This is a genomic window from Alicycliphilus sp. T452 (assembly GCF_054512775.1).
The window spans coordinates 20,539-37,266 of sequence record NZ_JBTNEH010000011.1; the positions used below are offsets into that span (position 1 = coordinate 20,539).

Annotated in this window: 15 protein-coding genes; 2 read left to right on the top strand and 13 right to left on the bottom strand. The window is 70.4% G+C overall.

The genetic code is table 11. From position 1 onward, the window contains the following. Positions 1–3: 3 nt before the first annotated feature. The gene (locus tag ACX12L_RS11525) at positions 4–1,986 is read left to right on the top strand and encodes a lytic transglycosylase domain-containing protein (RefSeq protein ID WP_459262687.1); all 1,983 of its coding nucleotides are present in this window, start codon (positions 4–6) and stop codon (positions 1,984–1,986) included. 62 nt (positions 1,987–2,048) lie between these two features. Here the strand turns inward: ACX12L_RS11525 and ACX12L_RS11530 are convergent, their stop codons facing one another. The 7 genes from ACX12L_RS11530 to ACX12L_RS11560 all read right to left on the bottom strand — a co-directional run bounded on the left by ACX12L_RS11530 (position 2,049) and on the right by ACX12L_RS11560 (position 9,809). Next, positions 2,049–2,576 carry a cytochrome b/b6 domain-containing protein gene (locus ACX12L_RS11530; RefSeq protein WP_459262688.1) on the bottom strand — a complete coding sequence of 176 codons (528 nt, stop codon included), beginning with the start codon at positions 2,574–2,576 and terminating at the stop codon, positions 2,049–2,051. Beyond that, entirely contained in the window at positions 2,576–2,842 is a 267-nt protein-coding gene (locus tag ACX12L_RS11535) for a PepSY domain-containing protein (protein WP_459262689.1), read from the bottom strand. The genes ACX12L_RS11530 and ACX12L_RS11535 overlap by 1 nt, the downstream gene beginning before the upstream one ends. A 20-nt stretch (positions 2,843–2,862) precedes the next feature. Next, entirely contained in the window at positions 2,863–3,546 is a 684-nt protein-coding gene (locus ACX12L_RS11540; RefSeq protein ID WP_459262690.1) for a Fe2+-dependent dioxygenase, read from the bottom strand. Continuing rightward, a complete protein-coding gene (locus ACX12L_RS11545; protein ID WP_459262691.1) occupies positions 3,540–4,643 on the bottom strand; it encodes an alpha-hydroxy acid oxidase in 1,104 nt (367 codons plus the stop codon). Before ACX12L_RS11545 ends, ACX12L_RS11540 begins: the two co-directional genes overlap by 7 nt. A 53-nt stretch (positions 4,644–4,696) precedes the next feature. Next, positions 4,697–6,991 carry a TonB-dependent receptor gene (locus tag ACX12L_RS11550; protein WP_459262692.1) on the bottom strand — a complete coding sequence of 765 codons (2,295 nt, stop codon included), beginning with the start codon at positions 6,989–6,991 and terminating at the stop codon, positions 4,697–4,699. Positions 6,992–7,161: 170 nt separating this feature from the next. Further along, entirely contained in the window at positions 7,162–8,088 is a 927-nt protein-coding gene (locus tag ACX12L_RS11555; protein ID WP_459262693.1) for an MBL fold metallo-hydrolase, read from the bottom strand. A 35-nt stretch (positions 8,089–8,123) separates the two neighbouring features. After that, a complete protein-coding gene (locus ACX12L_RS11560) occupies positions 8,124–9,809 on the bottom strand; it encodes an AMP-binding protein (RefSeq protein ID WP_459262694.1) in 1,686 nt (561 codons plus the stop codon). 124 nt (positions 9,810–9,933) lie between these two features. Between ACX12L_RS11560 and ACX12L_RS11565 the strand changes: the two genes are divergently transcribed. After that, positions 9,934–10,836 carry an esterase/lipase family protein gene (locus ACX12L_RS11565; RefSeq protein ID WP_459262695.1) on the top strand — a complete coding sequence of 301 codons (903 nt, stop codon included), beginning with the start codon at positions 9,934–9,936 and terminating at the stop codon, positions 10,834–10,836. A gap of 140 nt (positions 10,837–10,976) precedes the next feature. Here ACX12L_RS11565 and fabB read toward each other — a convergent pair whose 3' ends face one another. The 6 genes from fabB to ACX12L_RS11595 all read right to left on the bottom strand — a co-directional run bounded on the left by fabB (position 10,977) and on the right by ACX12L_RS11595 (position 16,728). Further along, positions 10,977–12,194, bottom strand: coding sequence for a beta-ketoacyl-ACP synthase I (fabB, locus tag ACX12L_RS11570; protein ID WP_459262696.1), 1,218 nt, complete (start codon positions 12,192–12,194; stop codon positions 10,977–10,979). Positions 12,195–12,208: 14 nt separating this feature from the next. Next, complete coding sequence (gene fabA / locus ACX12L_RS11575) at positions 12,209–12,715, bottom strand: bifunctional 3-hydroxydecanoyl-ACP dehydratase/trans-2-decenoyl-ACP isomerase (protein ID WP_013517517.1); 507 nt, start codon at positions 12,713–12,715, stop codon at positions 12,209–12,211. Positions 12,716–12,812: 97 nt separating this feature from the next. Further along, on the bottom strand, positions 12,813–14,390 hold the full coding sequence (lnt, locus tag ACX12L_RS11580) for an apolipoprotein N-acyltransferase (RefSeq protein ID WP_459262697.1): 1,578 nt from the start codon (positions 14,388–14,390) through the stop codon (positions 12,813–12,815). After that, positions 14,390–15,280, bottom strand: a complete 891-nt coding sequence (locus ACX12L_RS11585) for an HlyC/CorC family transporter (RefSeq protein WP_459262698.1) — start codon at positions 15,278–15,280, stop codon at positions 14,390–14,392. The genes lnt and ACX12L_RS11585 overlap by 1 nt, the downstream gene beginning before the upstream one ends. A gap of 107 nt (positions 15,281–15,387) precedes the next feature. Beyond that, positions 15,388–16,089, bottom strand: a complete 702-nt coding sequence (locus ACX12L_RS11590; RefSeq protein ID WP_459262699.1) for a GNAT family N-acetyltransferase — start codon at positions 16,087–16,089, stop codon at positions 15,388–15,390. Between the two features lie 150 nt (positions 16,090–16,239). Continuing rightward, entirely contained in the window at positions 16,240–16,728 is a 489-nt protein-coding gene (locus ACX12L_RS11595; RefSeq protein WP_459262700.1) for an Lrp/AsnC family transcriptional regulator, read from the bottom strand.

The following is a 16,728-nucleotide window of genomic DNA, read 5'->3' on the forward strand; positions in this document are numbered from 1 at the left end:
CCAATGCATTGGCTCAAGATTTTGACACCGCTGATCGCAGGGGCCGCGCTGGCTGCCGCCGCCCCGTGGGCCGTGGCCCAGAACCGTGGCGACGATACCCTGCTGGAGATGCAGCAGGCCTTCCGCAAGGGAGACAAGTCAAGACTGACCGCGCTGCTGCCCACCGTGCGCGGCCATGCGCTGGAACCCTGGGCCGCCTACTGGGAGTTGCGCGCGCGGCTGGACCAGGCCCAGGGCGACGAGGTGAACGCCTTCCTGCAGCGCTTCGCCGGCACCTACCAGGAGGACCGCCTGCGCAACGACTGGCTGCTGCTGCTGGGCCAGCGCCGCGAATGGGACCAGTTCGCCGATCTGCACACGCACTACCGCATGGGCGACGACCGCGAGGTGCGCTGCTATGCGCTCGCCATCGACCAGATCAAGGGCACGGCCGCCGAGGACGCCGGCGCCGAGGTGCTGCGCAACTGGTATGCGCTGCGCGACCTGGACGACGGCTGCTCCAACGCCGCCGCCGAGATGCTGGCGGCCAGGAAGATCAAGCCCCTGGACGTGTGGCGCAAGGCGCGCCTGGCCGCCGAGGCCAACCGCCTGCGCGTGGCGCGCAAGGCGGTGGAGATCGTCGTGCCCGAGGCGCTGGCGCAGCTGCGCGAGGCGCTGGACTCCCCTGCCAAGTACCTCGCGGGCCGCGCCACGGCCCGGGGCAAGGAGCGGCAGGAGCTGGTGGTGCTGGCCCTGGTGCGCATGGCCATGGGCGATGCCGGCGCCGCGGCGGGCCTGCTGGACAGCAAATGGGGCGTGCACCTGTCGGCCGAGGAGCGCAACTGGCTCTGGGGCCTGATCGGCAAGCAGGCGGCGCTGTCGCTGTCGCCCGATGCGCTCGCCTACTTCGGCAACGTGGGCCGCGACGCCGACCTCACCGACGACATGCTCGCCTGGAAGGTGCGTGCCGCGCTGCGCGCCGGCCAGTGGAAGCTGGTGGGCCGCAGCATCGACGCCATGAGCGCCGGCGCGCGCCAGGACAGCGCCTGGGTGTACTGGAAGGCCCGCTCCCTCGCGGCGGGGCGCGCCAGCGACGAAGACCGCGCCGCGGCGCGCCAGCTGTACGAGCGCATCGCCGGCACCACGGGCTTCTACGAACAGCTGGCGCTGGAGGAACTGGGCGCGCGCGTCACGCCCGCGCCCGCGCCCGCGCCGCTCACCGACGCCGAAAAGGCCGCGGCGCGCGCCAACCCCGGCCTGAACCGGGCGCTGTACGCCATCGCGCTGGGCCTGCGCAGCGAGGGCGTGCGCGAGTGGAACTACACCACCAACCTGCACCAGCCGGGCGGCATGCCCGAGCGCGAGCTGCTGGCCGCGGCCGACCTGGCCTGCGAGCGGCAGGTGTGGGACCGCTGCATCAACACCAGCGAGCGCACGCGCGGCGTCATCGACGTGGCGCAGCGCTTTCCCATGCCGTACCAGGCCGCCGTGGTGCAGCGCGCCAAGGGCATAGGCCTGGACCCCGCCTACGTCTACGGCCTGATCCGCCAGGAAAGCCGCTTCATCATGGACGCGCGCTCGGGCGTGGGCGCCTCGGGGCTCATGCAGGTCATGCCGGCCACGGCGCGCTGGACGGCCCGCAAGATCGGCCTGACGGGCTTCACGCCCCAGCAGATCAACGACCGCGACACCAACATCACCATAGGCACGGCCTACCTCAAGCTGGCGCTGGACGACTTCGACGGCTCCATGCCCCTGGCCGCCGCCGCCTACAACGCCGGCCCGGGCCGCCCGCGCAACTGGCGCAACGGCCCGGTGCTGGACGCCGCCATCTGGGCCGAGAACGTGCCTTTCAACGAGACGCGCGACTACGTCAAGAAGGTGCTGGCCAACACCGTGAACTACGCCGCCATCCTGACCGGCCAGCCGCAGTCGCTCAAGAGCCGCCTGGGGCTGGTGGGCCCGCGCGACGCGCGCGAGCCGGAGCCGAACAAGGATCTGCCTTGATCGGCGTTCGCTATTGAAAAGCGAGCTGCAGGCGCTTGTCCATCAAGCGCTGCAGCCACTTTTCATGCTACATCGTCACCCGCGGGCGGCGCCTTCTCGCCCGTGACCATGGCGCGCACCAGGTTCTCGCGGTGCTGCCAGCTCGTCCACAGCATGCCGGCCACGTGCAGCGCGATCAGCGCCAGCAGCGCCCAGCCCAGGCATTTGTGCAGGTTGGCGAGCCAGCCGTAGCCCCAGAACATGTCGGTGGTGTAGAGCCAGCCGGTGAAGCCCAGCAGCCCCAGGTCGGCCAGCAGCGCCAGCACCATCCAGCCGCCCAGCGGGTTGTGGCCGATGTAGCGCGGCGCATGGCCCGCCAGCGCCGCGTGCGCGTAGGCCAGCGTGGCGCGCGGCGCGCGCACGAACTGCGCGAAGCGCGCGTAATGGCTGCCGCGAAAGCCCCAGGCCAGGCGCGCGGCGAGCAGCGCGACGACCACGTAGCCCGTGTTCTCGTGCAGCGGGCCGGTGTCGTCACTGCTCCACCAGGCCACGGCCACGGCGGCCACCATGCCCCAGTGCAGCAGGCGCACCGGCGCGTCCCACACGCGCATCAGTCTTCCACGCGCTCGAAGGTCTTGGGATCGAAGAAGGCCTCCACGCGCTTGCCGTCGGGGGTCTTGCCGTAGACCTCGTAGCAGGTGTCGGTCTTTTCCATGCGGCGGATGGTCCAGCCTTCCTGGACGAGCTTCTTCTCCAGCTCGGTGTGGGAGCGCCATTCGGCCTTGGGGTGTTCCTTGCATTCCACCTTGCCGTGGGCGAAGGCGGCGCCCGCGCTGGCGGCGAGGGCGAGGGCGGCGATGCGGGTGATCCAGTGCATGGTGTTTCTATTTCCTTTCTTCAGGGTTTTGCCCAGCGGCGCAGCAGGTTGTGGTACACGCCGGTGAGCTGCACGAGCCGCATGTCGTCCGGCGCCACCAGGGGGGTGAGCTGCTGTATCGACTGGTCCAGGTCGAACAGCAGCGTGCGTTCGCTCTCGTCGGCCACCAGGCTCTCGATCCAGAAGAACGAGGCCACACGCGCGCCGCGGGTGACGGGCGTCACGCGGTGCAGGCTGGTGGAGGGATAGAGCACCATGTCGCCCGCGGCCAGCTTCACGGCCTGCACGCCGAACGGGCCTTCCACCTCCAGTTCGCCGCCCTCGTATTCCTCGGGCTCGGCCAGGAACAGCGTGGCCGACAGGTCGGTGCGCATCTGCTGGGCGCTGCCGGGCAGGTACATGAGCGCGCTGTCCACGTGCGCGCCGTAGGTGCCGCCGCCCGCATAGCGGTTGAATTTCGGCGGGTAGATGGTGCGCGGCAGCGCGGCGCTGATGAACAGCGGCGTCTGTGCCAGGCGGCGCAGTATCTGCTGGCCCAGGCGCACGGCCAGCTCGCTGCCGTCGGCGATCTGCTGGTTGTGCTTGACGGCCTTGGCCAGCGTGCCCGCGGTGGCGGCGCCGTCGTCCCAGTTGGCGGCGTCCAGTTCCTGGCGGAACTGGCGCACCTGCTCCTGGGTAAGGACCTGGTCTATGGAGATCAGCATGGTCGGTGGGGAGTGAGGGTGTCGGGGGTGATGTCGGACAGCCGGGCGCAGCCGGCCTGCGCCATGCAGGCGTGCAGTTCCTCGGCCAGCATCTGCAGCATGTGGGCCACGCCCAGGGCGCCGGCCACGGCCAGGGCGTAGACCTGCAGTCGGCCGACGAGCACCGCGTCGGCGCCCAGGGCCAGGGCCTTGAAGGCGTCCTGGCCGCTGCGCACGCCGCCGTCGAGCAGCAGGGGGTAGCCGGCGCCCACGGCGGCGCGCAGGGCGGGCAGCATCCGCAGGCTGGCGGGCGCGCCGTCCAGGCTGCGCCCGCCGTGGTTGGAGACGATGAGGCCGGCCGCGCCGGCGGCCTGCAGCGCGCGCGCGTCCTCGGGGTGCAGCACGCCCTTGATCCAGACGGGCAGGTGCGTGCTGGCCTGCAGCCAGCGCAGGTCGTCCCAGCGCGGGGCGTGGCGCATGGCGCCCTGGAAGATGCGGCTCTCGCCCGCGGCCGGCTGCGCCGGCGCCGGCTGGGGGTAGCCCGCCAGATTGGCGGGCACGCAGTCGGGGGGCATGGCAAAGCCGGCCTGCAGCGCGCTGCGGCTGGCCAGCTGGATGCTGGCATCCAGCGTGAGCACGATGGCGCGGTAGCCCGCCGCCTCGGCGCGGCGCAGCAGGTCCAGGCTGTGTTCGCGTTCCGGCTGCAGGTAGAGCTGGAACCAGCGCGCCGGGCCGCTGGCCGCGGCGATGTCCTCCAGCGTGCAGGACGACAGCGTGCTCGCCACCAGGCAGCTGCCCGTGGCCTGGGCGGCGCGGGCGGTGGCGATCTCGGCGTCGGGGTGGGCCAGCCGCTGGTGCGCCACGGGCGCCAGCAGCAGGGGGTGGGGCAGGTCCATGCCGCCCAGCCGCAGGCGCGTGTGGCCCGCGCGCACGTCGCGCAGCAGGCGCGGCAGCACGGACCAATGAGCGAAGGCGGTGCGGTTGGCGGCCACCGTCGCATCCCAGCCGCAGCCGCCGGCCACGTAGGCGTGGCGGCCCGCATCCATGGCCTGGGGGGCCAGGCGTTCGTAGTCGATGGCGTTCCAGACGCCGGGGGGGATGCGGTTGGCAGGGTTCATCAAAAACAATAGCTGCTGGCGCCCACCCAGTAAGCGCCAGCGGCCATTTTGCCTTACAGGTCCAGGTTCAGCGTCAGGCGCACCGCACGGCCGTCGCCCTTGTACAGGAAGGCGCCCGAGCGGTACACGGCCGTGTAGTAGTCCTTGTCGGTCGCGTTCAGCACGTTCAGGCGCAGGTCGGCATGCTTGTTGATGCGGTAGCTGGCGAACAGGTCGTACACGGTGAACGAGGGCACGGGCTGCGAGCACATGCCGTTGGCGTAGCCGGCGCCCGTGTCGGGCTGGCCGCCGCAGCGGTTGCTCTCGTAGCGCGCGCCTGCGCCCAGCGAGAAATCGCGCGTGAGCTGGTACTTGCCCTGCACGCCGAAGGTGCGGTCGGCGAAGTTGGACAGCGGGTTGCCGATGTTGGCGGGATTCACCGAGCCCAGCACCTTGGACTTCATGAAGGCCATGCCGGCCTGCATCTGCAGTTGCTTGGTCACGTTGCCCGCCAGCCCGAATTCGATGCCCTGCACGCGGTTCTTGCCGGTGTTGAACATGCCTGCGGAGTCATAGCCGGTGTTGCCCGGCGCGGCTTCCATCACGTCCTTCTTGGTCGTGCGGAAGGCGGCGGCCGTGAGCAGCAGCTTGTCGTCCAGCAGGTTCCACTTGGTGCCGATCTCGAAGTTCTGCGAGGTTTCCGGCTTGGCGTTGGCGTTGCCGAACCTGTCCACCACCAGGCCGCCGTAGCCTGCGCTGGTGCCCACGTCGGACTCGCCGCCGTTGATGTCCTGCGCGGTGCCGTAGCTGGCGTAGACCATGCCCATGGGGTTGATCTTGTAGCTCACGCCCAGGTGGCCGTTGAGCAGCGTGTCGTTATAGCCATAGTCGGCGGTTTGCGCGCCGGTGCCGGCGTTGTACGTGGACAGGCTCAGGTCGGTGTGGTCGGCGCGCAGGCCGCCGAACAGCGTCCACCTGTCGGTCAGGTCCACCGTGTCCATGACCGACAGCGCGAAGGTCTTCACGTGCCAGTCGCGGCTCATGGCGTTGCGGTCGTAGCTGCGGCCGGCCAGGTCGCCCAGGTTGGGCAGCAGCACGCCGTTCGCGTCGGTCATGCAGAAACCGTTGTTGCTGGTGGCCGTGGCGCTGGTGCGGCAGTTGGGCGTGCCGGCGGAGGTGACGCGGTAGTTGCCCGACTTGACGCGGTGGTTGGTGTACTCGAAGCCGAAGATGAACTCGTGCTTGAGGCCGCCGATCTCCTTGTCCCAGCGCAGGTTGTCCTGGTGGGCGAAGTACTTCACGTCTTGCCAGCCGGTGTGGCCGTTGTCGATGGCAGGGCGCTGCGCGGTGGCGTTGAACGATGCGCCGGTGGTGGCGTAGCTGTTGTCGGACTGGCCGTAGCGCGTCAGGCTGGTGAGCCTGACGTTGGGCGCGAAGCGGTAGTTGATGCGCGCGGTGGCCGTGTCCACGTCGGACTGCAGGAAGTCGTTGCCCTGCGCGTAGACCGGCACGCCCGTGGCCGGGCGGCGGTTGGGCACCGTGCCCACGAGGTAGCCGCCCAGGTCGGGGTGCTTGTCCTTGGCGCGCAGGCCGTAGTAGTCCAGCGTGACCGACAGGTCGTTGTTGACCTCCCACAGGCCCGACAGCGCCAGGCCGTCGCGACGGCGCCTGGAGGGGCTGCGGTCGGGCACGTCCTCGCCCGAGGTCAGGGCATTGGCGCGCAGCGCGAACGTGTCGCTGAAGGCCTTGTTCATGTCCATGGTCAGGCGGTGGTGGCTGTCCGTGCCCACGCCGGCGGAGACGCGCGTGAAGTCGTAGTCCAGCGTGGCCTGCTTGGTGATGGCATTGATGGCACCGCCAGCGCTGCCGCGGCCGGCGAAGCTGGAGTTGGGGCCCTTGGTGATTTCGATCTGCTCGACGGCGAAGCTCTCGCGCGTGGTCATGCCGGGGTCGCGCAGGCCGTCCACGAACACGTCGGAGCGCGCCTCCTGGCCGCGGATGATGTAGCGGTCGCCGAAGGCATTGCCGTTCTCGCCCGTGCCCAGCGTGATGCCGGGCTGGGCCGCCAGGATCTGCTTCAGGTCGGTGGCGCCGGAGTCATCGATGGCCGACTTGGTCAGCACCTGGATGGTCTGGGGCGTCTCGGCCAGCGGGCGGGTGTGGCGCGTGTCGGCCGAGGTCTTGGCCTTGTAGGGAGCGCCCACCTCGGCGTTGGGATTGGGGTCGATGGCCTGTTCCTGCACGGTCACGGCGGGCAGGGTGTGGACGGGCGCCGGTGCCGGCGCCTGCTGGGCCATGGCCGACAGCGGCAGCAGGGCGGCGGCCATGCGCAGGCTCTTGGGTTTTTTGATGGAGGAAAAAGACGGCATGTTGCTCCCGACGGTAGTTGAATTTCGCGAGCGATTATTGTTGCAAATCAATCGCATTCGAGAAAATGAATGCGAAAAATTTGCATTTGCGTATCGGGCGCGTCATCGGGAGGCCGGTTTGTTGCCATACGGCAACGGGTACGCAGCGCGGCCGCGTGGCCGTGCGGATTTCAGGCGTTGTGCAGCATCTCGCCCTCGCGCCGGGCGGCGCCGCCGTCCACGAGCTCCTGGATCAGCTCGGCCGTCCACTGGCCGGCGCTGCGGTCGGCGAAGTAGCGGCCGTGCAGCCGCGTGTAGTACGGCGTGGCGTCCAGCCAGGCCTGGACCCGCGCCAGCGGCGCCTGCTGCCATTCGAGCAGCTTGTACTTGAGCAGCACCTTGGCCGCGTGGCGTGCGTGCCTCACCGGGTCGGCCTCGAAACCCGCCAGGCGCCGGCGCGCGCGCGCGATGGCCGCCGGCACGTCGCCGAACACGCTGCCGTGGCCGGGGATGACGGTGAGCGGATCGAGCCGCTCGATCAGGTCCAGCGTGGCGCCCACGTCGGCGAAGGCGTGCACGCCGTCGAGCTCGGGGAAAACCACGCCGAAGCCGTTCTCCCACAGCGCATCGCCCGAGATCAGCACGCGCGCGCCGGGCTCGAACAGCAGCACGGCGTGGCTGTCGTGGCCGGGCGCGGCATGCACCTGCCAGGCGCGGCCGCCCAGCGGCACCTCGCTGCCGGGCATGAGCCTGCCGTCGGCGCGAAAGCGCGGGCAGTCCTGGCCCGTGGGCTCGTAGCTCAGGGCCACCGGGTCCCAGGCCTGCACCTGCTCCCATTGCCCGGGGGGAATGTGCGTGGCGAGCTGCGGCCAGCGCGCCTGCAGCGCGGCATTGCCGCCGCAGTGGTCGCTGTGCAGGTGGGTGTTGAGCAACTGGTCCAGCGGCCGCCCCTGCAGGCCCGACTCCACCAGCGCCACGGTCTGCGCCGCGTGGGCGCAGTAGCCGCTGTCGACCAGCGCCGTGGCGCCGCGCCCGTGGAACAGCACGTTGTTGGCCGACAGCCAGCCGCGTTCGAAAACAGTGATTCCGGGCGGAAGGGCAGGTGACTCAAGCGGCATAAGCTATCGTTTTTGTGGTTTCTCGGGAAGTGATTTCACGTGCTGGCGCGCAGTTCGCGCCGCAGGATCTTGCCCACGTTGGTCTTGGGCAACTCGTCGCGGAACTCGATGTATTTTGGCCGCTTGTAGCCCGTCAGGTGCTGGTGGCAGTGGCGCTCCACCTCGTCCTCGGTGAGCGCAGGGTCGCTGCGCACCACGAAGACCTTGATGGCCTCGCCCTGCTTGTCGTCGGCAACGCCCACGGCCGCGCATTCGAGCACGCCGGGGCACAGGGCCACCACCTGTTCGAGCTCGTTGGGGTAGACGTTGAAGCCGCTCACCAGGATCATGTCCTTCTTGCGGTCCACGATGCGGGTGTAACCCTGCTCGTCCATGACGCCGATGTCGCCCGTGCGCATGAAGCCGTCCGCCGTGAAGGCGCGCGCGCTCTCCTCGGGCTGGTTCCAGTAGCCGGGCATGACGTTGGGGCCGCGTATGCAGATCTCGCCCGGCTGGCCCAGGGGCAGGCTGGCGCCCGCGTCGTCCTTGATGGCGATGTCTATGCCCGGCAGCGGCAGGCCTATGCTGCCGTTGAAGGCCTGGCTGTTCACCGGGTTGTTCGTGCCTATGGCGCAGGTCTCGCTCATGCCCCAGCCCTCGATCATGGTGCCGCCCGTGAGCCGCTTCCACTGCGCGGCCGTGGCCTCGCTGGCCGCCATGCCGCCGGCCTGGGAAACGCACAGCTGCGAGAAGTCGAGCCGGCGGAACTGCGCGTTCTGCAGCAGCGCGTTGAACAGCGTGTTCACGGCCGGCAGCAGGTGGAAGGGCCGCTTCTTCAGCGCCTGCACGAACTTCGGTATGTCGCGCGGGTTGGGGATCAGGGTCAGGTGCGAGCCCTGGCGTATCGCCAGCAGGCACAGCGTGAGCGCGAAGATGTGGTACAGCGGCAGGGCCGCGATGCTGTTGATGCGGCGCGTGTCGCCCACCCGGGCCAGCGCGGGGCTGAACCAGGCCTCGGCCTGCAGCGTGGCGGCGACGATGTTGCGCTGCGTCAGCACCGCGCCTTTCGAGAGGCCCGTGGTGCCGCCCGTGTACTGCAGGAAGGCCGGCGTGTCGGGCGTGACCTGCGGCGGGTTCAGGCGCCGGCGCGCGCCCAGCGCCAGCGCGCGCCTGAAGGGCAGCACCTGGCGCCCGCCCGACAGCGGCAGCGCGTAGGCCGGCACCATCTTGGCCAGGTGGCGCACGGCGAAGCTGATCCAGCGCCCGCGCCAGGGCCCGAGCAGGTCGCCCATGGAGGCGACCACCACGTGCCGCACGGCCGTCTCTTCGATCACCTCGGCCAGCGTGTGGGCGAAGTTCTCCAGGATCACGATGGCGCAGGCGCCCGAATCCCGCAGCTGGTGCGCGAGCTCGCGCGCCGTGTACAGCGGATTCACGTTCACGCAGGTGTAGCCCGCGCGCAGCACGGCCGCCATGGCCACGGCGAACTGCGGCACGTTGGGCAGCATGATGGCCACGCGCGCGCCTGGCTCCAGGCCCTGGCCCTGCAGCCAGGCGCCGAGCCGGGCCGACAGGCGGTCGAGCTCGCCGTAGCGCATCCAGCGGTCCATGCACACGGAGAACGGGCGGTCGGCATGGCGGCGAAACGATTCCTCGAGCATTTGCGCCACGGAAGGGTAGGCGTCGGCGTCCACCTCGTGGGGTACGCCGGGGGGATAGTTTCTGAGCCAGATGCGGTCCATGCGGGGGAGCCTTGGTGAAGATGGGCATGATTGTCGAAGCGGCGCCCCGGCGGCCCTATCGGGCTTGTCCCAGGGCCGGTCGCGCAGGAGACAGGATGGAACACGAGACAGGGAGGCTATCGCCATGACGAATGCACGCTGGCAGCGCTGGCTGGTGGCCCTGCATTGGCTGTGGATGGCGGCGTGGGTGCTGGGCTTCTGGCGGCGCTCGCCGGCCCTGGCGCTGGCGGGCCCGGTGGCCGTTCCGCTGCTGTCGCGGTTGTGCATGCTGCCGCAGTTCCTGCTCATGGCCTGGGTCTGCCGGCGCGATGCGACGCCGCGCCCGGGGCCGGCGCGGCTGCTGCGCGCCTGGTGGGCCGAGTCGCGCTGGGCGGCCCTGGTGTTCGGCTGGTGGCAGCCGTTTCGCGAACGGGCCGTGGCCGACTGGCTGCCGCCGCCCGGCGCGCCCGTGCCGCGCGGCGTGGTGCTGGTGCACGGCTTCCTGTGCAACCGCGCGTTCTGGACGCCGTGGTTCGCGCTGCTGCGCGCGCGCGGCCATGCCTTCGCGGCCGTGACGCTGGAGCCGGCCTTCGGCTCCATCGACGGCTACGCGCCCGCCATCGACGCGGCCGTGCGCCGCGTCGCCGAGGCCACGGGCCGCGCGCCGCTGGTCGTGGGCCACAGCATGGGCGGCCTGGCCGTCCGCGCCTGGCTGCGCGCCGTGCCGGGGGCCGACGCGCGCGTGCACCGCATCGTCACGCTGGGCACGCCGCACCACGGCACCTGGCCCGCGGCGCACGCGCGCAGCACCAACGGCGCCCAGATGCGCCTGCACGGCCCCTGGGTGCGGCAGCTGCGCGCGCAGGAGCCCCCGGGCCGCGCGGCCCTGTTCGTGTGCTGGTACTCCAACGGCGACAACGTGGTCTACCCGCCGGCCGCCGCCATGCTCGACGGGGCCGACAACCGCTTCATCGCGGGCGTGGCGCACGTGGAGATGGCCTTCGACCCGCGCGTGCTGCGGGACTGCCTGGCGCTGCTGCAGGCGTGAAACCGGGCGCGACCCATGCCCGCAGACGCCGTGGAGCTGGCTTTGCCAGGCCATTGGCGTCGTCCTCCCTCCCGCGCGCAGCGAGAGAGAGGGGGGGGAGGGCGCGTCAGCGCCTCAGGGGGGTGTGCTGGGGGTGTGCTTTATTTCCAGCGCCGCAGCACCAGGCTGGCATTGGTGCCGCCGAACCCGAAGCTGTTGGACAGCACGGTGGTCAGATCGGCACCGCGCGTCTGCGTGACCAGGGGCATGCCGCCCAGCTGCGGGTCGGGCGTCTCGACGTTGACGGAGCCGGCGATGAAGCCCTTGTTCAGCATGATCAGGCAGTAGATCGCCTCCTGCACGCCGGTGGCGCCCAGCGAGTGGCCGGTGAGCGACTTGGTGCTGGAGAACGGCGGCACGGCGTCGCCGAACACGGCCTGCATGGCGCGCACCTCCTGCATGTCGCCCACGGGGGTGGAGGTGCCGTGGGTGTTGATGTAGTCGATGGGGCCGTCCAGGCCTTCCATGGCCTGGCGCATGCAGGCGATGGCGCCGTCGCCCGAGGGGGCCACCATGTCCTCGCCGTCGCTGGTGGCGCCGAAGCCCACGACCTCGGCCAGGATGGTGGCGCCGCGCGCCTGGGCGTGCTCCAGGCTTTCCAGCACCACGGCGCCGCCGCCGCCGGCGATCACGAAGCCGTCGCGGTTCGCGTCATAGGCGCGCGCGGCCTTCTCGGGCGTGGCGTTGTACTTGGCGGCCATCGCGCCCATGCCGTCGAACAGCAGGGCCATGCCCCAGGACAGCTCCTCGCCGCCGCCGGCGAACATCACGTCCTGCATGCCCCACGCGATCTGCTGCGCCGCCGCGCCGATGCAGTGCGCGGACGTGGAGCAGGCCGAGGTGATGGAGTAGTTGATGCCCTTGACCTTGAAGTTGGTGGCCAGGCAGGCCGAGACGGTGCTGCTCATGCAGCGCGTGACCTGGTACGGCCCGACGCGGCGGATGCCCTTCTCGCGCAGGGTGTCGGCGGCCTCGATCTGGTTGGCCGGCGAGCCGCCGCCCGAGCCCATGATGAGGCCGGTGCGCGGATGGCTGACCTGCTCCGGCGCGAGGCCGGACTGCGCGATGGCGTCCTCGAGCGCGATCTGGGCATAGGCGGCCGCGTCGCCCATGAAGCGCAGCTGCTTCCTGTCGATGCGCGCCTCGATGTCGATCTCGGGCACGCCCGCCACCTGGCTGCGCAGGCCCAGCTCGGTGAACTTCGCGACTGCCTTGATGCCGCTCCTGCCCTCGCGCAGGGAAGACTCCACGGTCTGCAGGTCGTTGCCGATGCACGAGACGATGCCCGCGCCTGTGATCACCACCCGTCTCTTGCTCATGCTGCGACTCCCCGTCAGTCGCCCTCGCGCAGGAACAACCCCACGCGCAGGTCGTTGGCCACGTAGATTTCCTTGCCGTCGGCAAGCAGGCGTGCGTCGCCGATGGCCATGTTGAGCTTGCGCTTGATGACGCGCTTGATGTCGATCTCGTAGGTCACGAGCTTCACGTCCGGCCCCACCTCGCCGGTGAACTTGACCTCGCCCGCCCCCAGGGCGCGCCCGCGCCCCGGCAGGCGCAGCCAGGTCAGGTAGAAGCCGATGAGCTGCCACATGGCGTCGAGCCCCAGGCAGCCGGGCATCACCGGGTCGCCCTGGAAGTGGCAGGCGAAGAACCACAGGTCGGGCTTCACGTCCAGCTCGGCAACGATTTTCCCCAGGCCATGCGCGCCGCCGTCGGCATCGATGTGCGTGATGCGGTCGAACATCAGCATGGGAGGCAGGGGCAGGCGCCCGCTGTCGGGGGTGAACAACCGGCCCTCGCCGGAAGCAATCAGTTGTTCGTAGGAAAAGGAATCAGCCATTGTCAGACGTGTTTGTTGGAATCCGCTGGCCACCGGCCAGCGCCGCAAAGGTGCCCATTATCCCGTGTCCCGCCAGGCCGGCGGCGCAAACAGGTTCTCAGGGTTTTCGGCGCAGAAGCCAGGCCCATGCCGCCACGCCCAGCCCCAGCGCCCACAGCGGCGCCAGCCCCAGGCGCGACACCCACCAGGCATAGGGCGTGACGGCGCCGCCGCGGCCCTGCACCCGGGCGTGCAGCACGCCGCGCTGGTAGGAGGGCAGGCGGTGGCTGACCCGGCCGCGGTGGTCTATGACGGCCGTGGCGCCGGTGTTGGTGGCGCGCACCATGGGGCGCTCGAACTCCAGCGCGCGCAGGCGGCTGATGGCCAGGTGCTGGTCGATGGCCACCGTGTCGCCGAACCAGCCGATGTTGCTCAGGTTGGCCATGATGGTCGGGCTGTTTTGCGGGTCGCGAAAGCGCGCGCCGAGTTCCTCGCCGAACAAGTCCTCGTAGCAGATGTTGGGCGCGATGCGCTCGCCCGCCCAGGCGAGCGACGGCTGGTCCAGCGCGCCGCGGTCGAAGTCGCCCAGGGGGATGTTCATCATGTCGGTGAACCAGCGGAAGAACGGCGGTATGAATTCGCCGAACGGCACCAGGTGGTGCTTGTCGTAGCGGTAGGGCCGCTGCCCGCCCGGCGCGAAGCCCAGCACCGAGTTGGTGTAGCCCTGCTCCAGGCTGCCCAGCGGTATGCCCAGCAGCAGCGCCTGAGCGCCCTTGCCGTAGCGCTCGGCGATCGCGTCCAGGTAGCCGGGCGCGAGCTGCCGGGGCAGCAGCGGTATGGCCGTCTCCGGCGCGACGACCAGCGCGGCATCGGCCGCGCGCAGCTGGTCGTGGTACCACTGCAGCGCCATGGGTACGCCGCTGCCGGGCTGGAATTTCTCGTCCTGCGGGATGTTGCCCTGCAGCAGGGACAGGGACAGGGGCGCGTGCTGCGGCGCCGGCGCCCCGCAGCCCTCGATGGCGCAGTGGCGCTGCGCGGCCAGGCCCGCCCATGCCAGGACCAGCGCGGCCGCCCCCGCCCACCAGCGCGGGCGGCGCAGGTCGGCGCCGCGCCACTGCGCCAGCCCCATGGCGAGCAGCGCCGCCGCCAGGCCCATGCCGTACACGCCGAGCCAGCGCGCCAGCACGGCCAGCGGCCCGTCGGCATGCGCGTAGCCCCCCGCGCCCCAGGGAAATCCCGTCCACCACTGCCCGCGCGCCAGTTCCGCGAGCAGCCACAGGGTGGCAAAAACGATAGCTGCCAGCGACCTGTTGGTGGGCCTCAGGACCCAAAAAAGCGCCGATGCCGCCGCATAGTAGCTGCCCAGGAAGGCCGCCAGGCCCAGCACGGCCAGCACGGCCAGCGGCGCGGCCAGGCCGCCATAGGTGTGCATGGAGATGAACAACCACCAGAAGGTGCCCGCCAGCCAGGCCGTGGCGAACAGCCAGGAGAGCAGGGCCGCGCGGCGCGCCCCGCCCGCGGCCAGCAGCACCCGGGCCAGCAGCGCGAGCGACAGGATCTGCAGCCACCACAGGGGCTGCCCACCCCAGGGCCAGGCCAGCGACGCGGCCTGCGCCAGGCCTGCCGCCAGGACCAGCAGCCAGGGCAGGGGCCCGCGGCGCGGAGCCGGGGCGCCGGCGAAGCGGGAGGCGGCCATCAGCGCGCGGATCCGTCCGGCGCCGCGTCCGCCGGGGCGGGCGTGACCTTGAACCAGCGCACCAGGCCGCCCTTGGTGTGCAGCACCACGAACCGCAGGCCGCACAGCGTCACGGTCTCGCCCTTGCGCGGCGCGCGGCCGATCTCGTGCGCGATCAGCCCGCCGATGGTGTCGAAGCTCTCGTGGGGGTCGCTCGCGTGCAGCGCCACGCCGAAGGTCTCGGCCACGCGCTCCACGGGCGTGTCGCCGCTCACGCGGTAGCTGCGGTCGGCCAGGCCGAAGATGTCGCCCTCTTCCTCGTGGATGTCGAACTCGTCCTCGATCTCGCCCACGATCTGCTCGATCACGTCCTCGAAGGTCACCAGCCCGGCGATGCGGCCGAATTCGTCGATGACGATGGCCATGTGGTTGCGCGTGCTGCGGAACTCGCGCTCGAGCGCGTGCAGCCCCTTGTTCTCGGGCACGAACAGCGCGGGGCGCACCAGGTTGCGGACGTTGAGCTCGGGCGAGCGCCAGAGCTTGAGCAGGTCCTTTGCCAGCAGGATGCCGATGATGTTGTCGCGCTCGCCCTGGTAGACCGGAAAGCGCGAGTGCGCGGTGCGCAGCACCTCGGCCATGAGCGAGTCGAGCGGCGCATCGATGTCCAGCATGTCCATGCGCGGCGCGGGCACCAGCACGTCGCTGGTCGTCATCTCGGCCATGCGCAGCACGCGCTCCAGCATCACGCGTGCGTCGGTGTTGATGACCTCGTTGTCCTCGGCCTCGGCCAGGGTGGCGATGAGCTCGGCGGTGGAGTCGGGCCCGGGGTTGAGGAACTCGACGAGGCGCTGCAGGAACGTGCGCTTGTCTTCCTTTTTGTCGGAAGCGCGCGCGGGATGGGGGTCGGACACGGTCTAGTGGGGCAGGACGTGCGGTGGTGAAACAGGCCCCCAAGGATAGCGGATCGCCCCGGCCGCCCCCCGCGCCGGGGACCGGGGCGCATGGCCCCGCGCGGGGCCTATTCGGCCGCCTGGTGGCGCCCGTCGCGCACGCCCTGGCGGATTTCCTGCATGTCGGCCAGCAGGCGCCAGAACTGGCGCGCCTGCTTCTTGAGCTGGTAGTCCACCTCGCCGAACTGCTCGGCCACGATCTCGGACACGCGCGTATCCAGGCCCGCGGGCGGCAGCTGCAGGTAGGCCTCGGACTCCGAGCCCTCGTGCTGCACGCTGGCGCCGGCGTTGCGCGCGATCCTGAGCATGGCCGTGTTCTCGGTCAGTGCGTGGATGAACATCATGCGCACGCCGCGGTTGCGCGCCAGCATCACGGCGCGCTCGAACAGCCGCGCGCCGTAGCCGCGCCCGCGGGCGCTGGCGAGCACGGACACGCCGAACTCGGCGCAGCCCTGGTAGTCCTTGGACTCGGCGAAGGCCACATGGGCCATGGCGATGAGTTCGAGCCGGCGGTTGAAGATGCCGAACACCTCGTCGCGCCCGAAGTCGAGCAGGTCCACGTAGCGGCGCACCTGCTCGTCGGTGGCGGCGTAGCCGAAGCGCAGGTAGCGGTCGTGCTCGCTCAGGTTCAGCAGGTGCCGGGCGATGCGCTCGCGGTGGCGCGGGACCAGCGTGCGGATGGGAACCATCACAGTGTTCATGGCAGTACCTCGGTGAGGGCGCCGCCTGGCATCGAGGCAGGCGCGGAGCCAGTCTTTGGGTGGAAGCATGATGCGGCAGATTCTAGGGTTTTCCCTAGATTCCTGCAGCGCTTTTGTTGCAATGCAACAAAATTGTGCGGGATTTTGCTTTTGGGGCGAAAAGTGGCCGAGATGCCCGCTGGACAAGCGCTAAAAGCTATCGGTATAAGAGCATTCATCTCAAACCGGCAGGGCCGTGGTGGCCTTGACCCGGTCCAGCACGAAGCTGGTCTTGCAGTCCTGCACGCTGGGGTGCTTGAGCAGCGTGTCCATGATGAAGCGGCTGTAGTGCGCCATGTCGGCCACCACCACGCGCAGCAGGTAGTCCATCTCGCCGGTCAGGGCGGCGCATTCCACCACCTCGGGCCAGGTCTGCACGCTGGCGCGGAACAGGTCCATGGGGTTGCGCTTGTGGCTCTCGGTGTGCTTTTCCAGGCGCACGTTCAGGTAGGCGGTCAGGCCCAGGCCCACGTGCTCGGGCCGCACCAGGGCCACGTAGCGGTCGATCACGCCTTCCTCCTCCAGCCGCCTGGCGCGGCGCAGCACGGCGCTGGGCGACAGGCCCACCTGCTCGCCGATCAGGTCGTAGGTCTCGCGGCCGTTGTCCTGCAGGCGGCGCAGGATGGCGCGGTCGAGCTTGTCGAGGGCGATGGGGCGGCGTTCGCTCAT